General features: G+C 71.3%; 12 protein-coding genes and 2 pseudogenes. 6 read left to right on the top strand and 8 right to left on the bottom strand.

What is annotated here, in order from left to right; translation table 11 throughout:
• Both otsB and WHN02_RS26730 read right to left on the bottom strand, forming a co-directional pair.
• Positions 1-2,610, bottom strand: a complete 2,610-nt coding sequence (otsB, locus tag WHN02_RS26735; RefSeq protein ID WP_434741378.1) for a trehalose-phosphatase — start codon at positions 2,608-2,610, stop codon at positions 1-3.
• Complete coding sequence (locus WHN02_RS26730; RefSeq protein ID WP_434741377.1) at positions 2,607-4,007, bottom strand: alpha,alpha-trehalose-phosphate synthase (UDP-forming); 1,401 nt, start codon at positions 4,005-4,007, stop codon at positions 2,607-2,609. The genes otsB and WHN02_RS26730 overlap by 4 nt, the downstream gene beginning before the upstream one ends.
• 370 nt (positions 4,008-4,377) lie before the next feature.
• Here WHN02_RS26730 and ettA point away from each other — a divergent pair, with 370 nt between their 5' ends.
• From ettA to WHN02_RS26710, 4 genes are all read left to right on the top strand, one after another.
• A complete protein-coding gene (gene ettA, locus WHN02_RS26725; protein ID WP_434741376.1) occupies positions 4,378-6,054 on the top strand; it encodes an energy-dependent translational throttle protein EttA in 1,677 nt (558 codons plus the stop codon).
• Positions 6,055-6,056: 2 nt separating this feature from the next.
• Complete coding sequence (locus WHN02_RS26720) at positions 6,057-6,512, top strand: acyl-CoA thioesterase (RefSeq protein ID WP_350899162.1); 456 nt, start codon at positions 6,057-6,059, stop codon at positions 6,510-6,512.
• Positions 6,509-7,273: a hypothetical protein gene (locus WHN02_RS26715; protein WP_434741375.1), complete on the top strand. Its 765-nt coding sequence runs from the start codon at positions 6,509-6,511 to the stop codon at positions 7,271-7,273. Before WHN02_RS26720 ends, WHN02_RS26715 begins: the two co-directional genes overlap by 4 nt.
• Positions 7,274-7,404: 131 nt before the next feature.
• Positions 7,405-7,989, top strand: a complete 585-nt coding sequence (locus WHN02_RS26710; RefSeq protein WP_434741374.1) for a YbjN domain-containing protein — start codon at positions 7,405-7,407, stop codon at positions 7,987-7,989.
• Positions 7,990-8,010: 21 nt separating this feature from the next.
• Here WHN02_RS26710 and WHN02_RS26705 read toward each other — a convergent pair whose 3' ends face one another.
• The 3 genes and pseudogenes from WHN02_RS26705 to WHN02_RS26695 all read right to left on the bottom strand — a co-directional run.
• The gene (locus WHN02_RS26705; protein WP_434741373.1) at positions 8,011-8,433 is read right to left on the bottom strand and encodes a globin; all 423 of its coding nucleotides are present in this window, start codon (positions 8,431-8,433) and stop codon (positions 8,011-8,013) included.
• A gap of 67 nt (positions 8,434-8,500) precedes the next feature.
• Positions 8,501-9,902, bottom strand: a pseudogene (locus WHN02_RS26700) (MFS transporter).
• 712 nt (positions 9,903-10,614) lie between these two features.
• A pseudogene (locus WHN02_RS26695) lies at positions 10,615-11,577 on the bottom strand (mechanosensitive ion channel family protein); the annotation flags it as partial.
• A 379-nt stretch (positions 11,578-11,956) separates the two neighbouring features.
• On the opposite strand from WHN02_RS26695, the gene WHN02_RS26690 reads away from it, so the two are divergent.
• On the top strand, positions 11,957-12,490 hold the full coding sequence (locus tag WHN02_RS26690; protein WP_350898125.1) for an HNH endonuclease: 534 nt from the start codon (positions 11,957-11,959) through the stop codon (positions 12,488-12,490).
• A 58-nt stretch (positions 12,491-12,548) separates the two neighbouring features.
• Here WHN02_RS26690 and WHN02_RS26685 read toward each other — a convergent pair whose 3' ends face one another.
• From WHN02_RS26685 to WHN02_RS26675, 3 genes are all read right to left on the bottom strand, one after another.
• On the bottom strand, positions 12,549-13,433 hold the full coding sequence (locus tag WHN02_RS26685) for a class F sortase (RefSeq protein WP_434741372.1): 885 nt from the start codon (positions 13,431-13,433) through the stop codon (positions 12,549-12,551).
• A gap of 15 nt (positions 13,434-13,448) precedes the next feature.
• Complete coding sequence (locus WHN02_RS26680) at positions 13,449-13,994, bottom strand: hypothetical protein (RefSeq protein ID WP_434741371.1); 546 nt, start codon at positions 13,992-13,994, stop codon at positions 13,449-13,451.
• 72 nt (positions 13,995-14,066) lie between these two features.
• On the bottom strand, positions 14,067-14,504 hold the full coding sequence (locus WHN02_RS26675) for an Lrp/AsnC family transcriptional regulator (RefSeq protein ID WP_434741370.1): 438 nt from the start codon (positions 14,502-14,504) through the stop codon (positions 14,067-14,069).
• 114 nt (positions 14,505-14,618) lie between these two features.
• Here WHN02_RS26675 and WHN02_RS26670 point away from each other — a divergent pair, with 114 nt between their 5' ends.
• Positions 14,619-15,554 carry a tryptophan 2,3-dioxygenase gene (locus tag WHN02_RS26670; protein ID WP_434744087.1) on the top strand — a complete coding sequence of 312 codons (936 nt, stop codon included), beginning with the start codon at positions 14,619-14,621 and terminating at the stop codon, positions 15,552-15,554.

Raw genomic sequence — 15,554 nt, 5'->3', positions numbered from 1 at the left:
TCACTGCTTGAGCATGTTGTCCAGCAGCATGGCGCAGCGGATCAGGCCGAGGTGGCTGTACGCCTGCGGGTGGTTGCCCAGCCCGCGCTCGGCGAGCGGATCGTACTGCTCGGGCAGGAGCCCGGTCGGACCCGCAGTGTCGATCATCTGCGTGAACAGCTCCTCGGCGTCGGTACGCCGACCGGTGCGCAGGTACGCCTCGATCAGCCACGCCGTGCAGATGTGGAAACCGCCCTCGCGGCCCGGCAGGCCGTCGTCCCAGTGGTACCTGTAGACGACCGGCCCGCTGCGCAGGTCCGCCTCGATCCGCAGGACGGTCGAGAGGAACCGGGGGTCGTCCCCGTCCAGCAGCCCGGAGAGGCCGATCCAGAGCGAGGACGCGTCCATGTCCTCGTGGCCGTACGCGACGCTGTACGCCTCGGCGTCGTCGTGCCAGCCGTTCTCCAGGACGTTGGTGCCGATCCGTTCGCGCAGCTCCACCCACTCCGGACGGTCCTCGCCGCCGTGTCGACGGACCACGTGCAGCGCCCGGTCCACAGTCATCCAGCACATCACCTTGGAGAAGATGTGGTGCCGGGGTGGGAGGCGGGCCTCCCAGATGCCGTGGTCCGGCTCGTGCCACCGGCGGCGGACCGCCTCGACCATGTTCTCCAGGACCCGCCACTCGGTCTCCCGGACCGAACCCCTGGCGTCGGCCACGGCGGCGATCAGGTCGGCGATCGGGCCGAACACGTCCAGCTGCAGCTGGTGGTTGGCCAGGTTGCCGACGCGTACCGGTCGGGAGCCGGCGTAGCCGGGCAGGGTGTCGATGACCGCCTCGGCACCCAGCTCGAACCCGTCCACGGTGTAGAGCGGGTGGAGCCGCTCGGGGTGTCCCCCGGTCCGCTCCACGCAGCCGTCCACCCAGCGCAGGAAGGCTTCGGCCTCGTCCAGGGAACCCAGGTCGACGAGCACCCGGGCGGTCATCGCGGCGTCGCGCAGCCAGCAGTACCGGTAGTCCCAGTTACGGACCCCGCCCAGCTCCTCGGGGAGCGAGGTGGTCGCCGCGGCGAGGATCGACCCGGTGGCCTCGTGGCAGAGGCCACGCAGGGTCAGGGCGCTGCGGGCGACCAGGTCGCGGGCGGTGGTCGGCAGCCGGAGCGACTCGACCCAGTCCTTCCACGGCTGTTCGGCCGCGACCTGCCGGTCGTGCAGGGACGTCTCGTGGTGGGCGAGGCTCTGCGTACCGAACCGCAGCTCCAGGGTGACCTGTCCGCCGGCTGCCGACAGGTCGACGGTCGCCTTGGCGGTCTCGTTGCCGCCGTGGTCGTCGACCTCCCACTGCACCCCGGGGGAGTAGAGCGCCACCGGCTCGTTCGAGCCGAGCACCAGCAGGCCGTCCCCGCCCGGTTCCAGCTGCACCGCCACCTGTCCGAACTCCGGCCGGGGGACGAACTCCAGGTTGACCCGACCCCGCCCGGTGAGCACCCGGACCAGGGTCGAGTCCCCGGAGATCACCGCCGGGCCGGGAGGCACCCCGTCGGAGGAGGGCCGGTCGAGCCAGTCGGTGACGGTCAGCCCGGACCAGCGGGTCTCCACGGTCATGGTGCCGGACCGGTACCGCTGACCCAGCGGGATCCCGCCCCGCTCGGGGGCGACGCTGAAGTGTCCGGCAGGACTGCCGCCGACCAGGTCGGCGAAGATCGCCGCCGAGTCCGGCTTGGGGTGGCAGAGCCAGGTGACCTTGGCTTCCGGGGTCAACAACGCCACCGTACGCCCGTTGGCCAGCATGGAGTGCCGCTCGATCGGCACCGCCCGCTCGCCGAAGAGCCAGTGGCGTCGGGTCTCCAGGAGCAGGGCGAGCGCGCGGGCGGCCTCGATCGGCTCGGCCACCCGGTAGTCGGCCTTGGTGTTCCCCGGGCCGATCTTGATGCCGACGTCGGGGCCCTGGAGGTTGCCGAACGCGTTCTCGTCGGTGACGTCGTCACCGATGAACAGCACCGCACTCGCCGAGAGCTGGGTGCGGAGCTGGTCCACGGCAGTGCCCTTGTGGGTGGCCACCACCGACAGCTCGATGACCTCCTTGCCCTGGGTGACGGTGACGTCCTCCCAGGTCGCGGGGCCGGAGCGGACCGCCTCCACGGCGGCGGCGGCGACCTGCGGGTCGACGCCCCGGGTGTGCACCGCGACGCTCGCCGGCTTGCGTTCCAGCCGGATGCCGGGGTGGGCGGCGGCGATCTCGCGCAGCTCGTCACGGAGCCGGGTCCGGACGGCGATCAGCTCGGGGGTGAGCCGCTCGACGAACCCGATGTCGAACTCGGAGCCGTGGCTGCCGACCAGGTGTACCTCGCTGGGCAGCCGGGAGAGGGCGGCGAGGTCGCGCAGGGCGCGACCGGAGACCACCGCGACCGAGGTCTGGGGCAGCGCGGCCAGGGCCCGGACCGCTGCCACCGACTCCGGCAGCGGAACGGCCTTGCTCGGATCCGCCACGATCGGGGCCAGGGTGCCGTCGTAGTCGCAGGCGACCAGGAGTTGCGGCACCCGGGCGATCCGCCCGATGGCCGACCGGAGGGCCGGATCGAGAACCCCGGAGGTCGGGGGTGCTGCTCCGTCGGTGACGGACGTGTTCACGCGACCTCCGTATCGGGCACGCCGAGCTCGGTGAGGAACGATTTCGCCCAGTGCCCCACGTCGTGGGTACGCAGGTGACGCTGCATGATCCGCATACGTCGCCGTGCCTCGGGCTTCTCTACGTGCACGGCCCGGAGCAGGGCGTCCTTGACCGCCTCCGGGTCGTGCGGGTTACACAGAAATGCCTGGCGCAGCTCGGTGGCCGCGCCGGCGAACTCACTGAGTACGAGGGCACCCGCGCTGTCGGTGCGCGCTGCCACGTACTCCTTGGCCACCAGATTCATACCGTCCCGCAGGGGAGTCACCATCATCACGTCGGCCGCGACGTACATCGCGGCCAGTTCACTGCGACTGTACGACTGATGCAGGTAATGCACGGCAGGCACGCCGACCCGGCCGAATTCACCATTAATCCGACCAACTTCACGTTCGACCTTGACCCGTAGTGCCTGGTAATGCTCGACCCGTTCTCGACTCGGGGTCGCCACCTGCACCATAACCGCGTCCGGAACTGTCAACTTTCCGTCAGCCAACAGTTCGCGGAAGGCCTTCAAGCGAAGCTCGATGCCCTTGGTGTAGTCGAGGCGGTCGACGCCGAGGATGATGGTCTTGGGATCGCCCAGCTCAGCGCGGATCTGCTTGGCCCGGGCCTGGATCGACGGCTCGGCGGCGAGACGCTCCATCTCGGCGACGTCGATCGAGATGGGAAAAGCACCGGCCTTGACCTGACGGCCGTCGACCTGGATCATCTGGCCCTCGTACCGGAGGCCGAGCAGGTGCCGGGCGAGCCGGACGAAGTTCTGCGCCGCCAACCGCTGCTGGAAGCCGACCAGGTCGGCACCGAGCAGACCGCGCAGCACCTCGGCGCGCTGCGGCATCTGCATGAACAGCTCGATCGGCGGGAACGGGATGTGCAGGAAGAAGCCGATCCGCAGGTCCGGACGCAGTTCCCGCAGCATCGCCGGTACCAGTTGGAGCTGGTAGTCCTGCACCCAGACGGTGGCCCCCTCGGCGGCCACCTCCGCCGCGGCCTCCGCGAACCGGGCGTTCACCAGCCGGTACGCCTCCCGCCACCGCCGCTTGTACGCCGGTGTCTCCACCGCGTCGTGGTAGAGCGGCCAGATCGTGGCGTTGGACTGGCCCTCGTAGTACCGCTCCAGCTCGTCGCTGCTGAGCGGGACCGGGTGCAGCCGGATGCCCTCCAGGTCGAACGGCTCCGGTGCGGCACCGGTGCCACCGGACCACCCCACCCAGGTGCCCCGGTGCTCGGCGAGCACCGGATGCAGGGCGGTGACCAGTCCACCAGGGCTGCGGCGCCATTGCCGCCCTTCGGGTGTACTCACCTCATCGACCGGCAGTCGGTTTGCCACTACGACAAAGGAGCTACGGACGGTCACGATCGGCCACCTCCGGCTGCTGACGGGTCCACCGCGATGAGCGTACTGAGCGTAGCTGCGGCGTCTGCCACCCCGTGCCGGACTTCCCTACCCGTCCCAAAGCCAGCTCAACCGGCATGGTGATCTCGCCGACAGGGCGCCGGAGACGGGTGGGGCCGAGGGCGGTACGCGACGCGCCGCGTACCGGCCGACCGGGGTGATGTGGGCGCAGGGGGCCGTACCTGTCAGGATTGACTGTGGCGTGCGCGCGCCCGGCTCCCGGCCGGCGGCGGCGGGCACGGATCATGGCCGGTTCTGACGGTGGGCGCAGGTGACGAACCCGCGCCGGTGCCCGCCGGCCCAGACGCAATCGACGGAGGTAGCCCGCACCGTGGCCCAGTACATCTACTCCCTCAAGCAGGCGCGGAAGGCGCACGGCGACAAGGTCGTGCTCGACAACGTGACGCTGGACTTCCTGCCCGGAGTCAAGATCGGTGTGGTCGGCCCGAACGGCGCCGGTAAGTCCAGCCTTCTCAAGATCATGGCAGGCGTGGACCAGCCGAGCAACGGCGAGGCCCGACTGATGCCCGGCTTCACCGTCGGGATGCTGGCGCAGGAGCCGCCGCTCAACGACGCCAAGACCGTTCTCGGCAACATCGAGGAGGCGGTGGCGGAGACCAAGGCCAAGCTGGAGCGGTTCAACAAGATCGCCGAGCAGATGGCCACCGACTACTCGGACGAGCTGATGGAGGAGATGGGCAAGCTCCAGGAGGAGCTCGACCACTCCGACGCCTGGGACGTCGACTCCAAGCTCGAACTGGCGATGGACGCGCTGCGCTGCCCGCCGCCGGACGCCGACGTCACCCAGCTCTCCGGTGGTGAGCGCCGTCGGGTGGCGCTGTGCAAGCTGCTCCTGGAGGCCCCCGACCTGCTCCTGCTCGACGAGCCCACCAACCACCTGGACGCCGAGAGCGTGCAGTGGCTGGAGCAGCACCTGGCCAAGTACGCCGGCACCATCCTGGCCATCACCCACGACCGGTACTTCCTGGACAACGTCGCCAACTGGATCCTCGAACTCGACCGGGGCCGGACCTACCCGTACGAGGGCAACTACTCCACCTACCTGGAGAAGAAGGCCGCCCGACTCGCCGTCGAGGGGCGCCGCGACGCCAAGATGAAGAAGCGGCTCTCCGAGGAACTGGAGTGGGTCCGCTCGAACGCCAAGGCTCGGCAGACCAAGTCCAAGGCCCGCCTCGACCGGTACGACGAGATGGCCGCCGAGGCGGAGAAGACCCGGAAGCTGGACTTCGAGGAGATCCAGATCCCGCCGGGCCCGCGCCTGGGCAACACCGTCATCGAGGCGAACGAGCTCACCAAGGGCTTCGGCGACCGGATCCTCATCGACGACCTGTCGTTCTCGCTGCCGCGCAACGGCATCGTCGGCATCATCGGCCCGAACGGCGTCGGCAAGACCACCCTGTTCAAGACGATCGTCGGGCTGGAGCAGCCCACCGACGGTGCGGTGCGGGTCGGCGAGACCGTCTCCCTGTCGTACGTCGACCAGAACCGGCAGGGCCTCGACGGTGACAAGACCGTGTGGGAGGTCGTCTCCGACGGGCTGGACCACCTCATGGTGGGCAAGGTCGAGATGCCGTCGCGGGCGTACATCGCCGCGTTCGGGTTCAAGGGGCCGGACCAGCAGAAGCCGACCAAGGTGCTCTCCGGCGGCGAGCGCAACCGGCTGAACCTGGCGCTCACCCTCAAGATCGGCGGGAACGTGATCCTGCTCGACGAGCCCACCAACGACCTGGACGTGGAGACCCTCTCCAGCCTGGAGAACGCCCTGCTGGAGTTCCCCGGCTGCGCCGTGGTCATCTCCCACGATCGGATGTTCCTGGACCGGGTCGCCACGCACATCCTGGCCTGGGAGGGCGACGACCAGAACCCGGCCAAGTGGTTCTGGTTCGAGGGCAACTTCGAGGCGTACGAGAAGAACAAGGTCGACCGTCTCGGCGCGGAGGCGGCCCGTCCGCACCGGGTGACCTACCGCAAGCTGACCCGTGACTGATCATGGCTGACCGGTTCGTCTACCACTGCACACTCCGCTGGTCCGACCTGGACGCGTACGGCCACGTCAACAACTCGCGCTTCCTCACCCTCTACGAGGAGGCGCGGGTGGCGCTGATGTTCGCCGGCGGCCGGGCGTGGGGGGTCGGCTCGTTCGCCGACGGGGTGGTCATCCGTCGGCACGAGGTCGACTACCTGCGCCCGGTCGACTACGCCCTCGGTCGGGCCACCGCCGACGCCGCCCCCACGGTCCGGATCGAACTCTGGATCGAGGAGATCAAGGCCTCCCGGTTCACAGTGGCCTACGAGTTGTACGACGGGGAGGTGCTGGCCAGCCGGGCCCGTTCGGTGCTGGTCCCGTTCGACCTGTCGCGGCAACTGCCCCGACGGCTCACCGAGGAGGAGCGGACGTTCCTGCTCGGCTACGCCGCCCCCACCGAGGGCGGGAGCGGCAGATGAGCGCCCCCGGCGGGGCCGGTACGGGCGGGACCGGTCCCACCGGCGTCGGGCCGGACGGGTCCGCCCCGTCCGGCGTCGACGTGGGGGCGGGAGGGCACGGGCTGACCGGAGTCGAGGACGCCGGTGCCTTCCTGGCCCGGCTGGTCCGGTTGGACCGGTCCGCTCCGGTACGGCTGCGGTCGACGGCCACGTCGGGTCGGACCGCCCTGTGGGGCCGGCTGCCGTGGGGGGTGCTCGTGGTCCGGACGGTGGCCGGGACCGGCCCCGCAGACGCCACAGTCGCCGCCGGGGAGCTGTTGGCCGCCCTGGAGAACCGCCGTACGGAGTTGCCCGCCCGTCGGGACGCCCAGTGGCGGTGGCCCCTTCCCCCCACCGGGAGCCGGGCGGTGGAGACGCTGCCCGCCGCCGAGGTCCGCCGGATCGCGGACGCGGCGGCGGGCACCCTGCGTACCGCCGCCGTGCACGGGGTGGGGGGCCGGGCGGTCGGGCAGCGGGTCCTCCGGGACGCCCTGCTCGACCACGTCCCGGTGGTGGTCACCCCCGACACGGGACCGGCGGAGCCGGTGGAGGTGTCCCAGCGACTGATCCAGGGGCTGGTCCGGATGGGCTTCCTGGGCTCCGCCGACGCCGATCCGGCCGGCGGGGTGGGGGTCCGGGCGAGTGGCCGATGGGTCGGCCTGGTGGGACCATTCGGCGCGGCCTGGTCGCAGAAGGTCGTCGATCTCGCCGTGACTCCGGTCCGGGCTCGTCCGTTCGGTTGACCCTCACTCGTTCTTCTGGGCTGGGGCTGCCGTTGGGGGGGTGCTTCAGCTCGGCTGTCCGGGTACCGTCCATCCTCGGATCCAACGCACCGTAGGCAGCTGGATCCGCTGGGGAGTGAGGTGCGCGAGCGATGCCGTGGTGGTCATGGCGCCCAGGTCCCGCCGACGGCGGTGGCCGGGAAACTCGAAGCGGGATCACAGTGGACGACAGCGTCCGGGTCGGACCGCCGTCCCCACGCACACCGGGGGACGCCTGCCCGACGACGGACCGGACCGCGATGACCGACATGCCGGTCACTGTGGAACCGGTGACACTGAGCCGGGTCTGCACCGCCCTGGACCGGCTCGACGTCCGTTACCTGGCCGACGGCGACGGCAACCTGCTCGCCATGTGGGAGCGGCACGCGGTGCTGGTGACGCTCGAAGGGCCGGAGGACGAGATCCTGGTGATGCGGGCACGTCCACACGCGACGGTCCCGCCGGACTGGGCCGACCGGGCCTATCGGGTGGTCAACGAGTGGAACCACACCCGACGGTTCTGCAAGGCGTACGTGGGGGACCCGACCGAGCGTGGGCAGCTACCGATCTACGCCGAACTCCAGGTGCCGCTCGGTGCCGGGACCCACGACGCGCTCCTGGTGGAGATGCTCGACTGTGGCGCGGCGGTGGCGACGACCTTCGTGGACTGGTTGCACGACGAGGGCGCCCTGCTCTGAGGCCGGCGGACCCGGTCCGGGTCAGGCCGGTCCGGCCGGGTCCTCCATCACGTTGACCATGAAGTACGCGGCCCGTTCCAGGTAGTCCCAGAGCGCGGCGGCCGCCTCCGGCGACAGGTCGAGCCGGTCGACCGCCCGGCGCATGTGGTGTAGCCAGGCGTCGCGCTCCACCGCCCCGATCCGGTACGGGGCGTGCCGCATCCGCAGCCGAGGGTGCCCCCGCTCGGTGGAGTACGTGTTCGGGCCACCCCAGTACTGCATCAGGAACAGCCGGAGCCGGTCCGCCGCCGGACCGAGGTCCTCCTCGGGATACATCGGCCGCAGCACGGGGTCGTCGGCGACGCCGGCGTAGAACTCGTCCACCAACGCACGGAAGGTGGGTTCGCCGCCGACCGCCTCGAAGAAGGTCACCTTCGGCTGGTCGGACTCACCTACGGGATTCACCGTTCCATCCTGCCAGGCGGGTTCCCGGCCCGGCCGCCGCCCACCGCCGGTCGGGCTGCGGGCTCGGTCACACCCGTACGCTCGGCCGGTGCGGCGCAGGTCCGACGTCCCGTGCCGTCGACGGGTCAACGCGGGCGGGCGTCGGTCCCCGCGGTGCTCCGGGTGGCGGGCGTTCCGGGCGGCCGGGCCGCCGGTGCGGTCCCCCGCTGACCGGTGGTCACCTCGTACCACGCCTGGGTCGGGGACCCGACCACCACCAGGAGCATGAGCACCACCCCGGCGACACTCCACACCCCGACCACCACCGGGATCGAGAACTGCTCCGCCAAAAGGCCCGTGACCAGGACCGCGATGCCCTGGATCACCTGGAGTCCGGTGGCCATCACGCCGAAGGCGCGGGCCCGGAAGCCGTCCGGCAGGGCCCGGACGAACAGGCCGTTGGCGACCGGGAGCAGTCCTCCGACCGCGGCTCCGCAGCCGGCGGCGAGCAGGGCGACCGCCAGTGGGGGCAGGTCGAACAGGGTGGGCACCAGCATCAGCGGCGCGGCGACCGCCAACGGGCGGATGAGGCGTACCCGGCGGGCGGGTCGGACCGCCCGACCGATCACGAGACCGCCGAGGATGAACCCGACCGGGTTGGCGGCCATGATGACCGCCTGGGCCACCCCGGCGTCCAGGTCGGTGCTGTTGCCCTCCCGGGCCCAGGCGGCGGCCAAGCCCTCCGGCACGATGGCGAAGAGCATGCTGCTGAAGACCAGCACGGCGATCGACCGCAGGACCGGGTCGCCGAAGACGAGTCGGAACCCCTCCCCGGTCTCCCGGAACAGGTGACTGCGGTGCGCGGAGGTCATCGCCGAGGGCCTGTCACGCACCCCGAGGCGGACCAGGGCTGCGGAGAGGGCGAAGGTGGCCGCGTTGGCCACCAGCGCGGCGGTCGGGTCGACCGCCGCGATGGCAGCACCGACGAGGTAACCCACCACCTGCGCGGCCTGGCCGACGCTGGCGTTCACCGACAGGCCGACCACCAGCCGGTCACCGGTGAGGATCAGCGGCATCAACGCGGAGCGGGCCGCCTGGCTGGGCGGATTGGCCAGGGTGGTGAGGAAGAGCAGACACAGGATCGCCCAGATCGGCATCCCGGGCACCGCCACCAGGGCGACGAAGACCATCCGGATGAGGTCGCAGGTCACCATCACCCGCCGGTACGGATACCGCTCGGCGACGGTGGCGAGCAGCGGCCCACCGATCAGCCAGGGCAGGAAGCTCACCGCGAAGGCGGCGGCGGAGAGGGCGACCGACTCGCTCTGCCGGTAGACCAGGACGGTGACGGCGGCCTTGGCGATGTAGTCGCCGACCCACGCCAGGGTGGTGGCGGTGAGGACCGCGCGGTATTCCCCCTGGGAGAACACCTCCCGGAAGGTCGCCGCCCGCTCCGTGGCAGGTCGCTCGTGGGACACCGGGGCCTCCATCACCCCGGCACCGTGAGGGACGGCGTGCCGCCGGGGAACCGTCGTCAGAGATCTACGGATCGGCGAGGATGTGATCACTCTCTGCCAGGATCGCTTCCGAATTCTGCCCGATCGTCTGACGACTGGCTAGGGTGAATGGCTTGATCGTCGCATCCCCGACTGAACGAACGGACGATACCCGAGGGGCCACCCGGGTTGCGACCCCTCGATATCTGGACAACCACAGCAGTTCGGGCGGCCCCTCCGGGGATCGGCTCGGTGTCCGCCCCGCAGCGGTCGGCCGCAGGGGTGCGCCCGAACGGACGTCGGGCCCGGTCACTCACGGTGGCCGGGCCCGGACGGTGGTGCTGTCGTACGGTCAGGTCGCCCCGCTCTGTCCGGTCGAGGCGGCCCCTCCGCCGCTCCCGCCCGTGGTGCCGGTCCCGCCCGTGGTGCCGGTCCCGCCGGTGGTGCCGGTCCCGCTCGTGGTGCCGCTCCCGCCGGTGGTGCCGGTCCCGGTGTGTGTGCCGCTGGTCCCGCCGGCCGTCGTGCCGGTCCCGCCGCTCACCGGGCCGGTGGTGCCCGTGCCGGCCGACGGATCCAGGGTGCCGGTACCGGCGTTCTCGCTGTTCCCGGTGGGGGTCGTGCCGGTGCCGGGGGCCGTGCCGCCTCGGGTGACGGGGGTGCTGCCGGGCCGGACCGCCGTCTCTGCGGGGCTGCCAGGGCGGACCGCCGTCTCGACTCCGTTGCCGGTGGGCAGACCGGGGAAGAACCGGGCCGCGGCGATCTTGGCGGTGATCCCCGAGTTCTCCAACGCCTCGGCCAGTCGTCGGCGCAGCTCCCGGGCGACCTTGAACTGACCGTCCGCCGTCGTCTTGACGGTGGTACGGATGACCGCCCCGTCCACTGTCATCTGCTCCACCCCCAGCACCTCGGGGGCCTCGACGATCTCCGGGGCGAGATCGGGGTCGACCGCCACCGACGCCGCAGCCGTCCGCATCACCGCTGCGGCCTCCTCCGTACCGGCGAATCCGATGGGCAGGTCGACGACGACCATCGCCCATCCCTGGCTCTTGTTGCCGACCCGGATGATCTCGCCGTTGCGGATGTACCAGAGCACGCCCCGGGCGTCGCGCACGGTGGTGACCCGTAGCCCGACCGCCTCCACCGTCCCGGTGGCCTCCCCCAGGTCGACGTTGTCGCCGACGCCGTACTGGTCCTCGATCAGCATGAACAGACCGGCGATCAGGTCCTTGACCAGGCTCTGCGCACCGAACCCCAACGCCACCCCGGCGATCCCGGCGCTGGCCAGCAGCGGTGCCAGGTCGAAGCTGAACTCCTTGAGCACCATCAGCAACGCGATGCCGAAGATGAACGCCGTCGCGAAACTGCGCAGCACCGAACCGATCGCCTGGGCCCGCTGTCGGCGGCGTTCCGGGATGAACTCGGTCGGATCGGCGCCGGCGGTGGGGATCCGCTCGCTCAACGGTCGCAGCAGGGTCGGCATGGAGGTGTCGGCGGTGGTCCGGACCAGCCTGTTGATCGCCCGGGCCACCAGGAACCGCAGGACCACTGCGACCAGGAGGATCAGGGTGATCCGCAGGGGCTTGAGCAGGATCCAGTAGCTGCCCTCGGCGAACCAACTGGAGTCGGTGGCCTCGAACACCGCCTTGCAGAGCGCGTCGTCGAGGCAGATCCCGGAGGGCTGGCTCTCCTGCGGCTCCGGCTCCGAAGAAGGAGAGGGGACGGGAGAGGGGGAGGGGATGGTGGCCCGGCCACCGATCGTACGAATGACGGTAGTCACTGTGACTTCGTACCGCACGGGTCGACGCCGCCGTCGCCGACCCGCCCGTGGTGTGACCCCGCAAACGGACGGAACAGGCCATCTTGCCACGGCCGGGGGACCCCCCGGCGGGGGCCACCCGATTAGTGCGTGCAATCCCGGTTCCGATCAGGGACGATTGCGCTGACGGACGTCGGTGAACCCACCCACGTCGCCCGTGGTCCCGCCCTGCGCGGGCGCCCGGTCGACGCCGTGGACGAGGTGGGGCTGACCGGACCGGGAGGGTGAACAGATGCCTGACATACGACCCACAGCCGGGTCCGGTGTGCTGGTCCTCAACGCCACCTACGAGCCCCTGTGTGTCGTGTCCGTGCGTCGGGCCGCGATCCTCGTCCTCTCCGCCAAGGCGGTCTGCGTGGCCGACGGGGAGGGCATCCTGCACAGCGCCCGCAACGCGTTGCCGGTTCCGTCGGTGGTCCGGCTCAACCGGTTCGTCCGGGTCCCGTACCGCACCCACGTCGGGCTCTCCCGTCGGGGGATCTTTGCCCGGGACGGCTGGCGGTGCGCGTACTGCCGGGGGCCTGCCGAGACGATCGACCACGTCTTCCCGCGCAGCCGGGGTGGTCGGCACGCCTGGGAGAACGTGGTGGCAGCCTGCGCCCGGTGCAACCACACCAAGGGCGACCGGACCCCGGCCGAGCTGGGTTGGCGGCTGCACTGCGTGCCGTCGGCCCCGAAGGGTACGGCGTGGCGGGTGCTCGGGCACCGGGCGCCCGACCCACGGTGGGCCGGGTGGCTCGACCTGCGCGAGCCCGAGGCCGCGTGAGACACCCCGGGAGACCGGGGCACCTCAGCCGTGAGACACCTTCGGTGACCTGGGCGTCTCAGCGGTGGGCGTCGACCAGGGACGCGAACACCACGACGTTGTCGGCGTAGCCCGTCGCACCGCCGACCCAACGTCCCCCGCAGGTGACGAGCCGCAGGTGGGGGCGGCTGAAGTCACCGAAGACCTGGTCGGCGGGGAAGCGGTCCTTGTCGAACCGGTCCACCGACTCGACCTCGAAGACCGCCACCGCCCCGTCCTCCCGTGACACCTGCACCCGGTCCCCCTCGTCCAGCTCCTTGAGCTTGTGGAAGACCGCCGGGCCGGTGCTGGTGTCCACGTGGCCGACGATCACCGCCGGTCCGTCCTGGCCCGGGGTGGGGCCCTGGTCGTACCAGCCGCCCTCCTGGGCCCGCGCCGAGTCCGGCACCCCGATGGTGCCGTCGGCGGCGATGCCGACCGGGTGCACCGGGGCGTCGACCGAGATGGTCGGGATGCTGATGCTCGTCGGCGGGCTGGCCGGGAGCACCGGATGGTCCCGGGGCGGTGGGCGCAGACCCGCGGTGAGCCGGTCGGGCAACATGCTCACGCCGGTGACCCACTCCACGCCGAGCATCGTCACGATCAGCACCATCACGGTGGCCACCACCAGCACGGGCGCCCCAGGTCCGGAGCGTCCGGCGAAGGCGAACCGAGGTGTACGCCGTACCGCAGTCGCCCGTCGGGTGACCGCCGTCCGCAGGTGCCCCTCGGTCGGGGAACCGTACGTCGTGACGCTCGCGGCGAAGGCGTGCCCGGCGGCTCGGCGTACCCGCCCGCCCACCCGGCGGACGACCCGGGCCACCCCGCGCCCCGCCGCCCGTAGCCGTCCGCCGTCGGTCCGTCGCCCGGGTCGACCCGGTCTCCGGTTCTCGGGACGCCGCCGAGGCGTCGGTGAGCCGGCCATCGCCTGTCACCGGCTTCAGGCGCCGGTACCGGGACGCCGTCGGCCGATCAGGCCGAGCCCGGCCACCACGGCCAGCGCGGCGATCCCGCCGACGATCAGGACCGAACCGGTGCCCCGCCCCTCGGCCGTACCGCCGCCCCCGGTCGCCGGGCCCTTGCTGGGTTGGGCCATGTTCAGCACCGTGAGCATGGTCTGGGCGGTCTTGCCGTCGCGGCAGCGCAGGTCGACCGGGTAGTCACCGGCCTGTTGGTTGCTCGGGACGTCGGTGGTCCCGGTCAGGAAGCCGTTGTTGTCCGGCCGGAGGGTGACCTTGCCGTCGAAGGCGTCGGAGTGTGCCTCGGCCGACTGTTTGTTGTCGTTGTCGCAGCTGGCCCGGATGGTCACCCGGTTACCGGCCTGGACGCTGTTCGGCGTCACCTCGATGAACGTGTTCTCGCCGGCCCGGGCCGAACCGGCTCCGACCAGGACGAACGCGCCGACCAGGACCAGCGTCCCGATCGCGGTGAGTACGGTGGACAAGGCGGCGAGCACCCGGCTGCCGTTCGGTCGTGGACCCCGCATGATCCTCCCTCCCGGCACCGGCGCACCGGTTCCTGCTGGGGCGACCCGGCGGCTTTCCCCCTGCTGCGGCGGCTAACCCAATCGGGTGACCGGATGCCAGTCCAGCGGCGTGGAGAGCACCATCGTGCTGGCCGGCTGCCCGAACGGGGCGAGACGGTCGATGAGCCCCTCGAACGCCCCGATCGACGCGGCGGCGACCTTGAGCACGCTGCACGCGTCCCCGGTGACCCGGTGGATCTCCCGGATCTCCGGCCACTGCGGGACGTCGGGGTCGTGCAGGATGCACCGGGGTCCGTAACAGGACATCCGGATCAGGGCGACCACCGTCCGACCGGCCCGGGTGAGGTCCACGTGGGCGTGGTAGCCGGTGATCACCCCGGATTCCTCCAGTCGACGGACCCGTTCGGCGACGGCGGGCGGGGACAGATGCACCCGGCGGGAGAGTTCGCTGAAGGACAGCCGGGCGTCGGCCTGTAGCTCGCGCAGCAACGCCCAGTCCATGTCGTCCACGGAGCGCACCTTCCGTACGGAAATCCTGAAAGCCGATTCGCCTTCGGGATGATAGGTGGTCGGCGCGTGCTGCCGTTGATCCGGCATTCCGTCGGCCCGTCCACCCGCGAGATCATGAAGTCGGTGCCGACGGACGGAGGGAGACCGGTGGTGGAGACGGATCTGCGCGAACCCGACCAGCGGCCGGGGGTACGTCCGCTCACCGGCCGGCAGCGCAAGGCCCGGGCGGTACGCAACGGCGGCGAGCCGACCCTGGAGTTCACCGAGCGGGTGCCCTACGACACGTACGTGCACGCCAGCACCCTGCACACGCTCCAGCAGCCGCTCAGCGACGACCCCGGTGAGATGTCCTTCCTGGTGGTCAGCCAGATCATGGAGCTGTACTTCGGGCTCACCTGCCACGAACTGCGACAGGCCCAACGGGAGCTGCGCGCCGACCGGGTCTGGGAGGCGCTCGCCCCACTGCGTCGCGCCGCCCTGCACCTCGAAGGACTCAACGCCGCCTGGCGTTCCCTGCGGTGGATGACCCCGGCGGACTTCAACCGGTTCCGCAACCTCCTCGGCGAGGGCTCCGGGTTCCAGTCGGCGATGTACCGGCGGCTGGAGTTCCTGCTCGGCCTGCGTGATCCGGCGTTGATCCGCCCGTTCCGCCGCCAGGAGCAGGTGCACGCCGACCTGACGGCGGCGCTGGCCGCCCCGAGCGTCTGGGACGACGTCGTCGCGCTCCTCGCCCGACACGGCCACGACGTCCCCGCCGACCTGCTCGCCAGGGACGTCACCGAGGAGCACCAGCCGCACGCGGCGGTCGAGGCGGCCTGGGTGGGCGTCTACTCCGACGCCGGGCCGGACAACCACCTGCGGTCGCTCGGTGAGGCGCTGGCGGCGGTGGCCGAGGAGTTCGGGGACTGGCGGTGGAACCATCTCAAGGCGGTCCAGCGCACAATGGGCGCCAAGGTGGGCAGTGGCGGGTCGGCGGGGTTGGCCTGGCTGCAACGGAGCACCGCCCGGGTGGTCTTCCCGGAGCTGTGGTCGGCCCGTACCGCGATGTGA

Source organism: Micromonospora sp. SH-82, from assembly GCF_051132485.1.
In the GTDB taxonomy this organism is placed as follows: Bacteria; Actinomycetota; Actinomycetes; order Mycobacteriales; family Micromonosporaceae; genus Micromonospora.
The sequence above is the reverse complement of the archived record's forward strand: the minus strand, read 5'-3'. Positions and strand labels throughout refer to the sequence as shown.

Bases quoted from the DNA above. Each gene is read 5' to 3' on its own strand.
- WHN02_RS26710 (WP_434741374.1), top strand. From the start codon at position 7,405: ATGCCGTGGTGGTCATGGCGCCCAGGTCCCGCCGACGGCGGTGGCCGG.
- WHN02_RS26720 (WP_350899162.1), top strand. From the start codon at position 6,057: ATGGCTGACCGGTTCGTCTACCACTGCACACTCCGCTGGTCCGACCTG.
- WHN02_RS26680 (WP_434741371.1), bottom strand. From the start codon at position 13,994: ATGCGGGGTCCACGACCGAACGGCAGCCGGGTGCTCGCCGCCTTGTCC.
- WHN02_RS26685 (WP_434741372.1), bottom strand. From the start codon at position 13,433: ATGGCCGGCTCACCGACGCCTCGGCGGCGTCCCGAGAACCGGAGACCG.
- WHN02_RS26690 (WP_350898125.1), top strand. From the start codon at position 11,957: ATGCCTGACATACGACCCACAGCCGGGTCCGGTGTGCTGGTCCTCAAC.
- WHN02_RS26715 (WP_434741375.1), top strand. From the start codon at position 6,509: ATGAGCGCCCCCGGCGGGGCCGGTACGGGCGGGACCGGTCCCACCGGC.
- WHN02_RS26670 (WP_434744087.1), top strand. From the start codon at position 14,619: ATGAAGTCGGTGCCGACGGACGGAGGGAGACCGGTGGTGGAGACGGAT.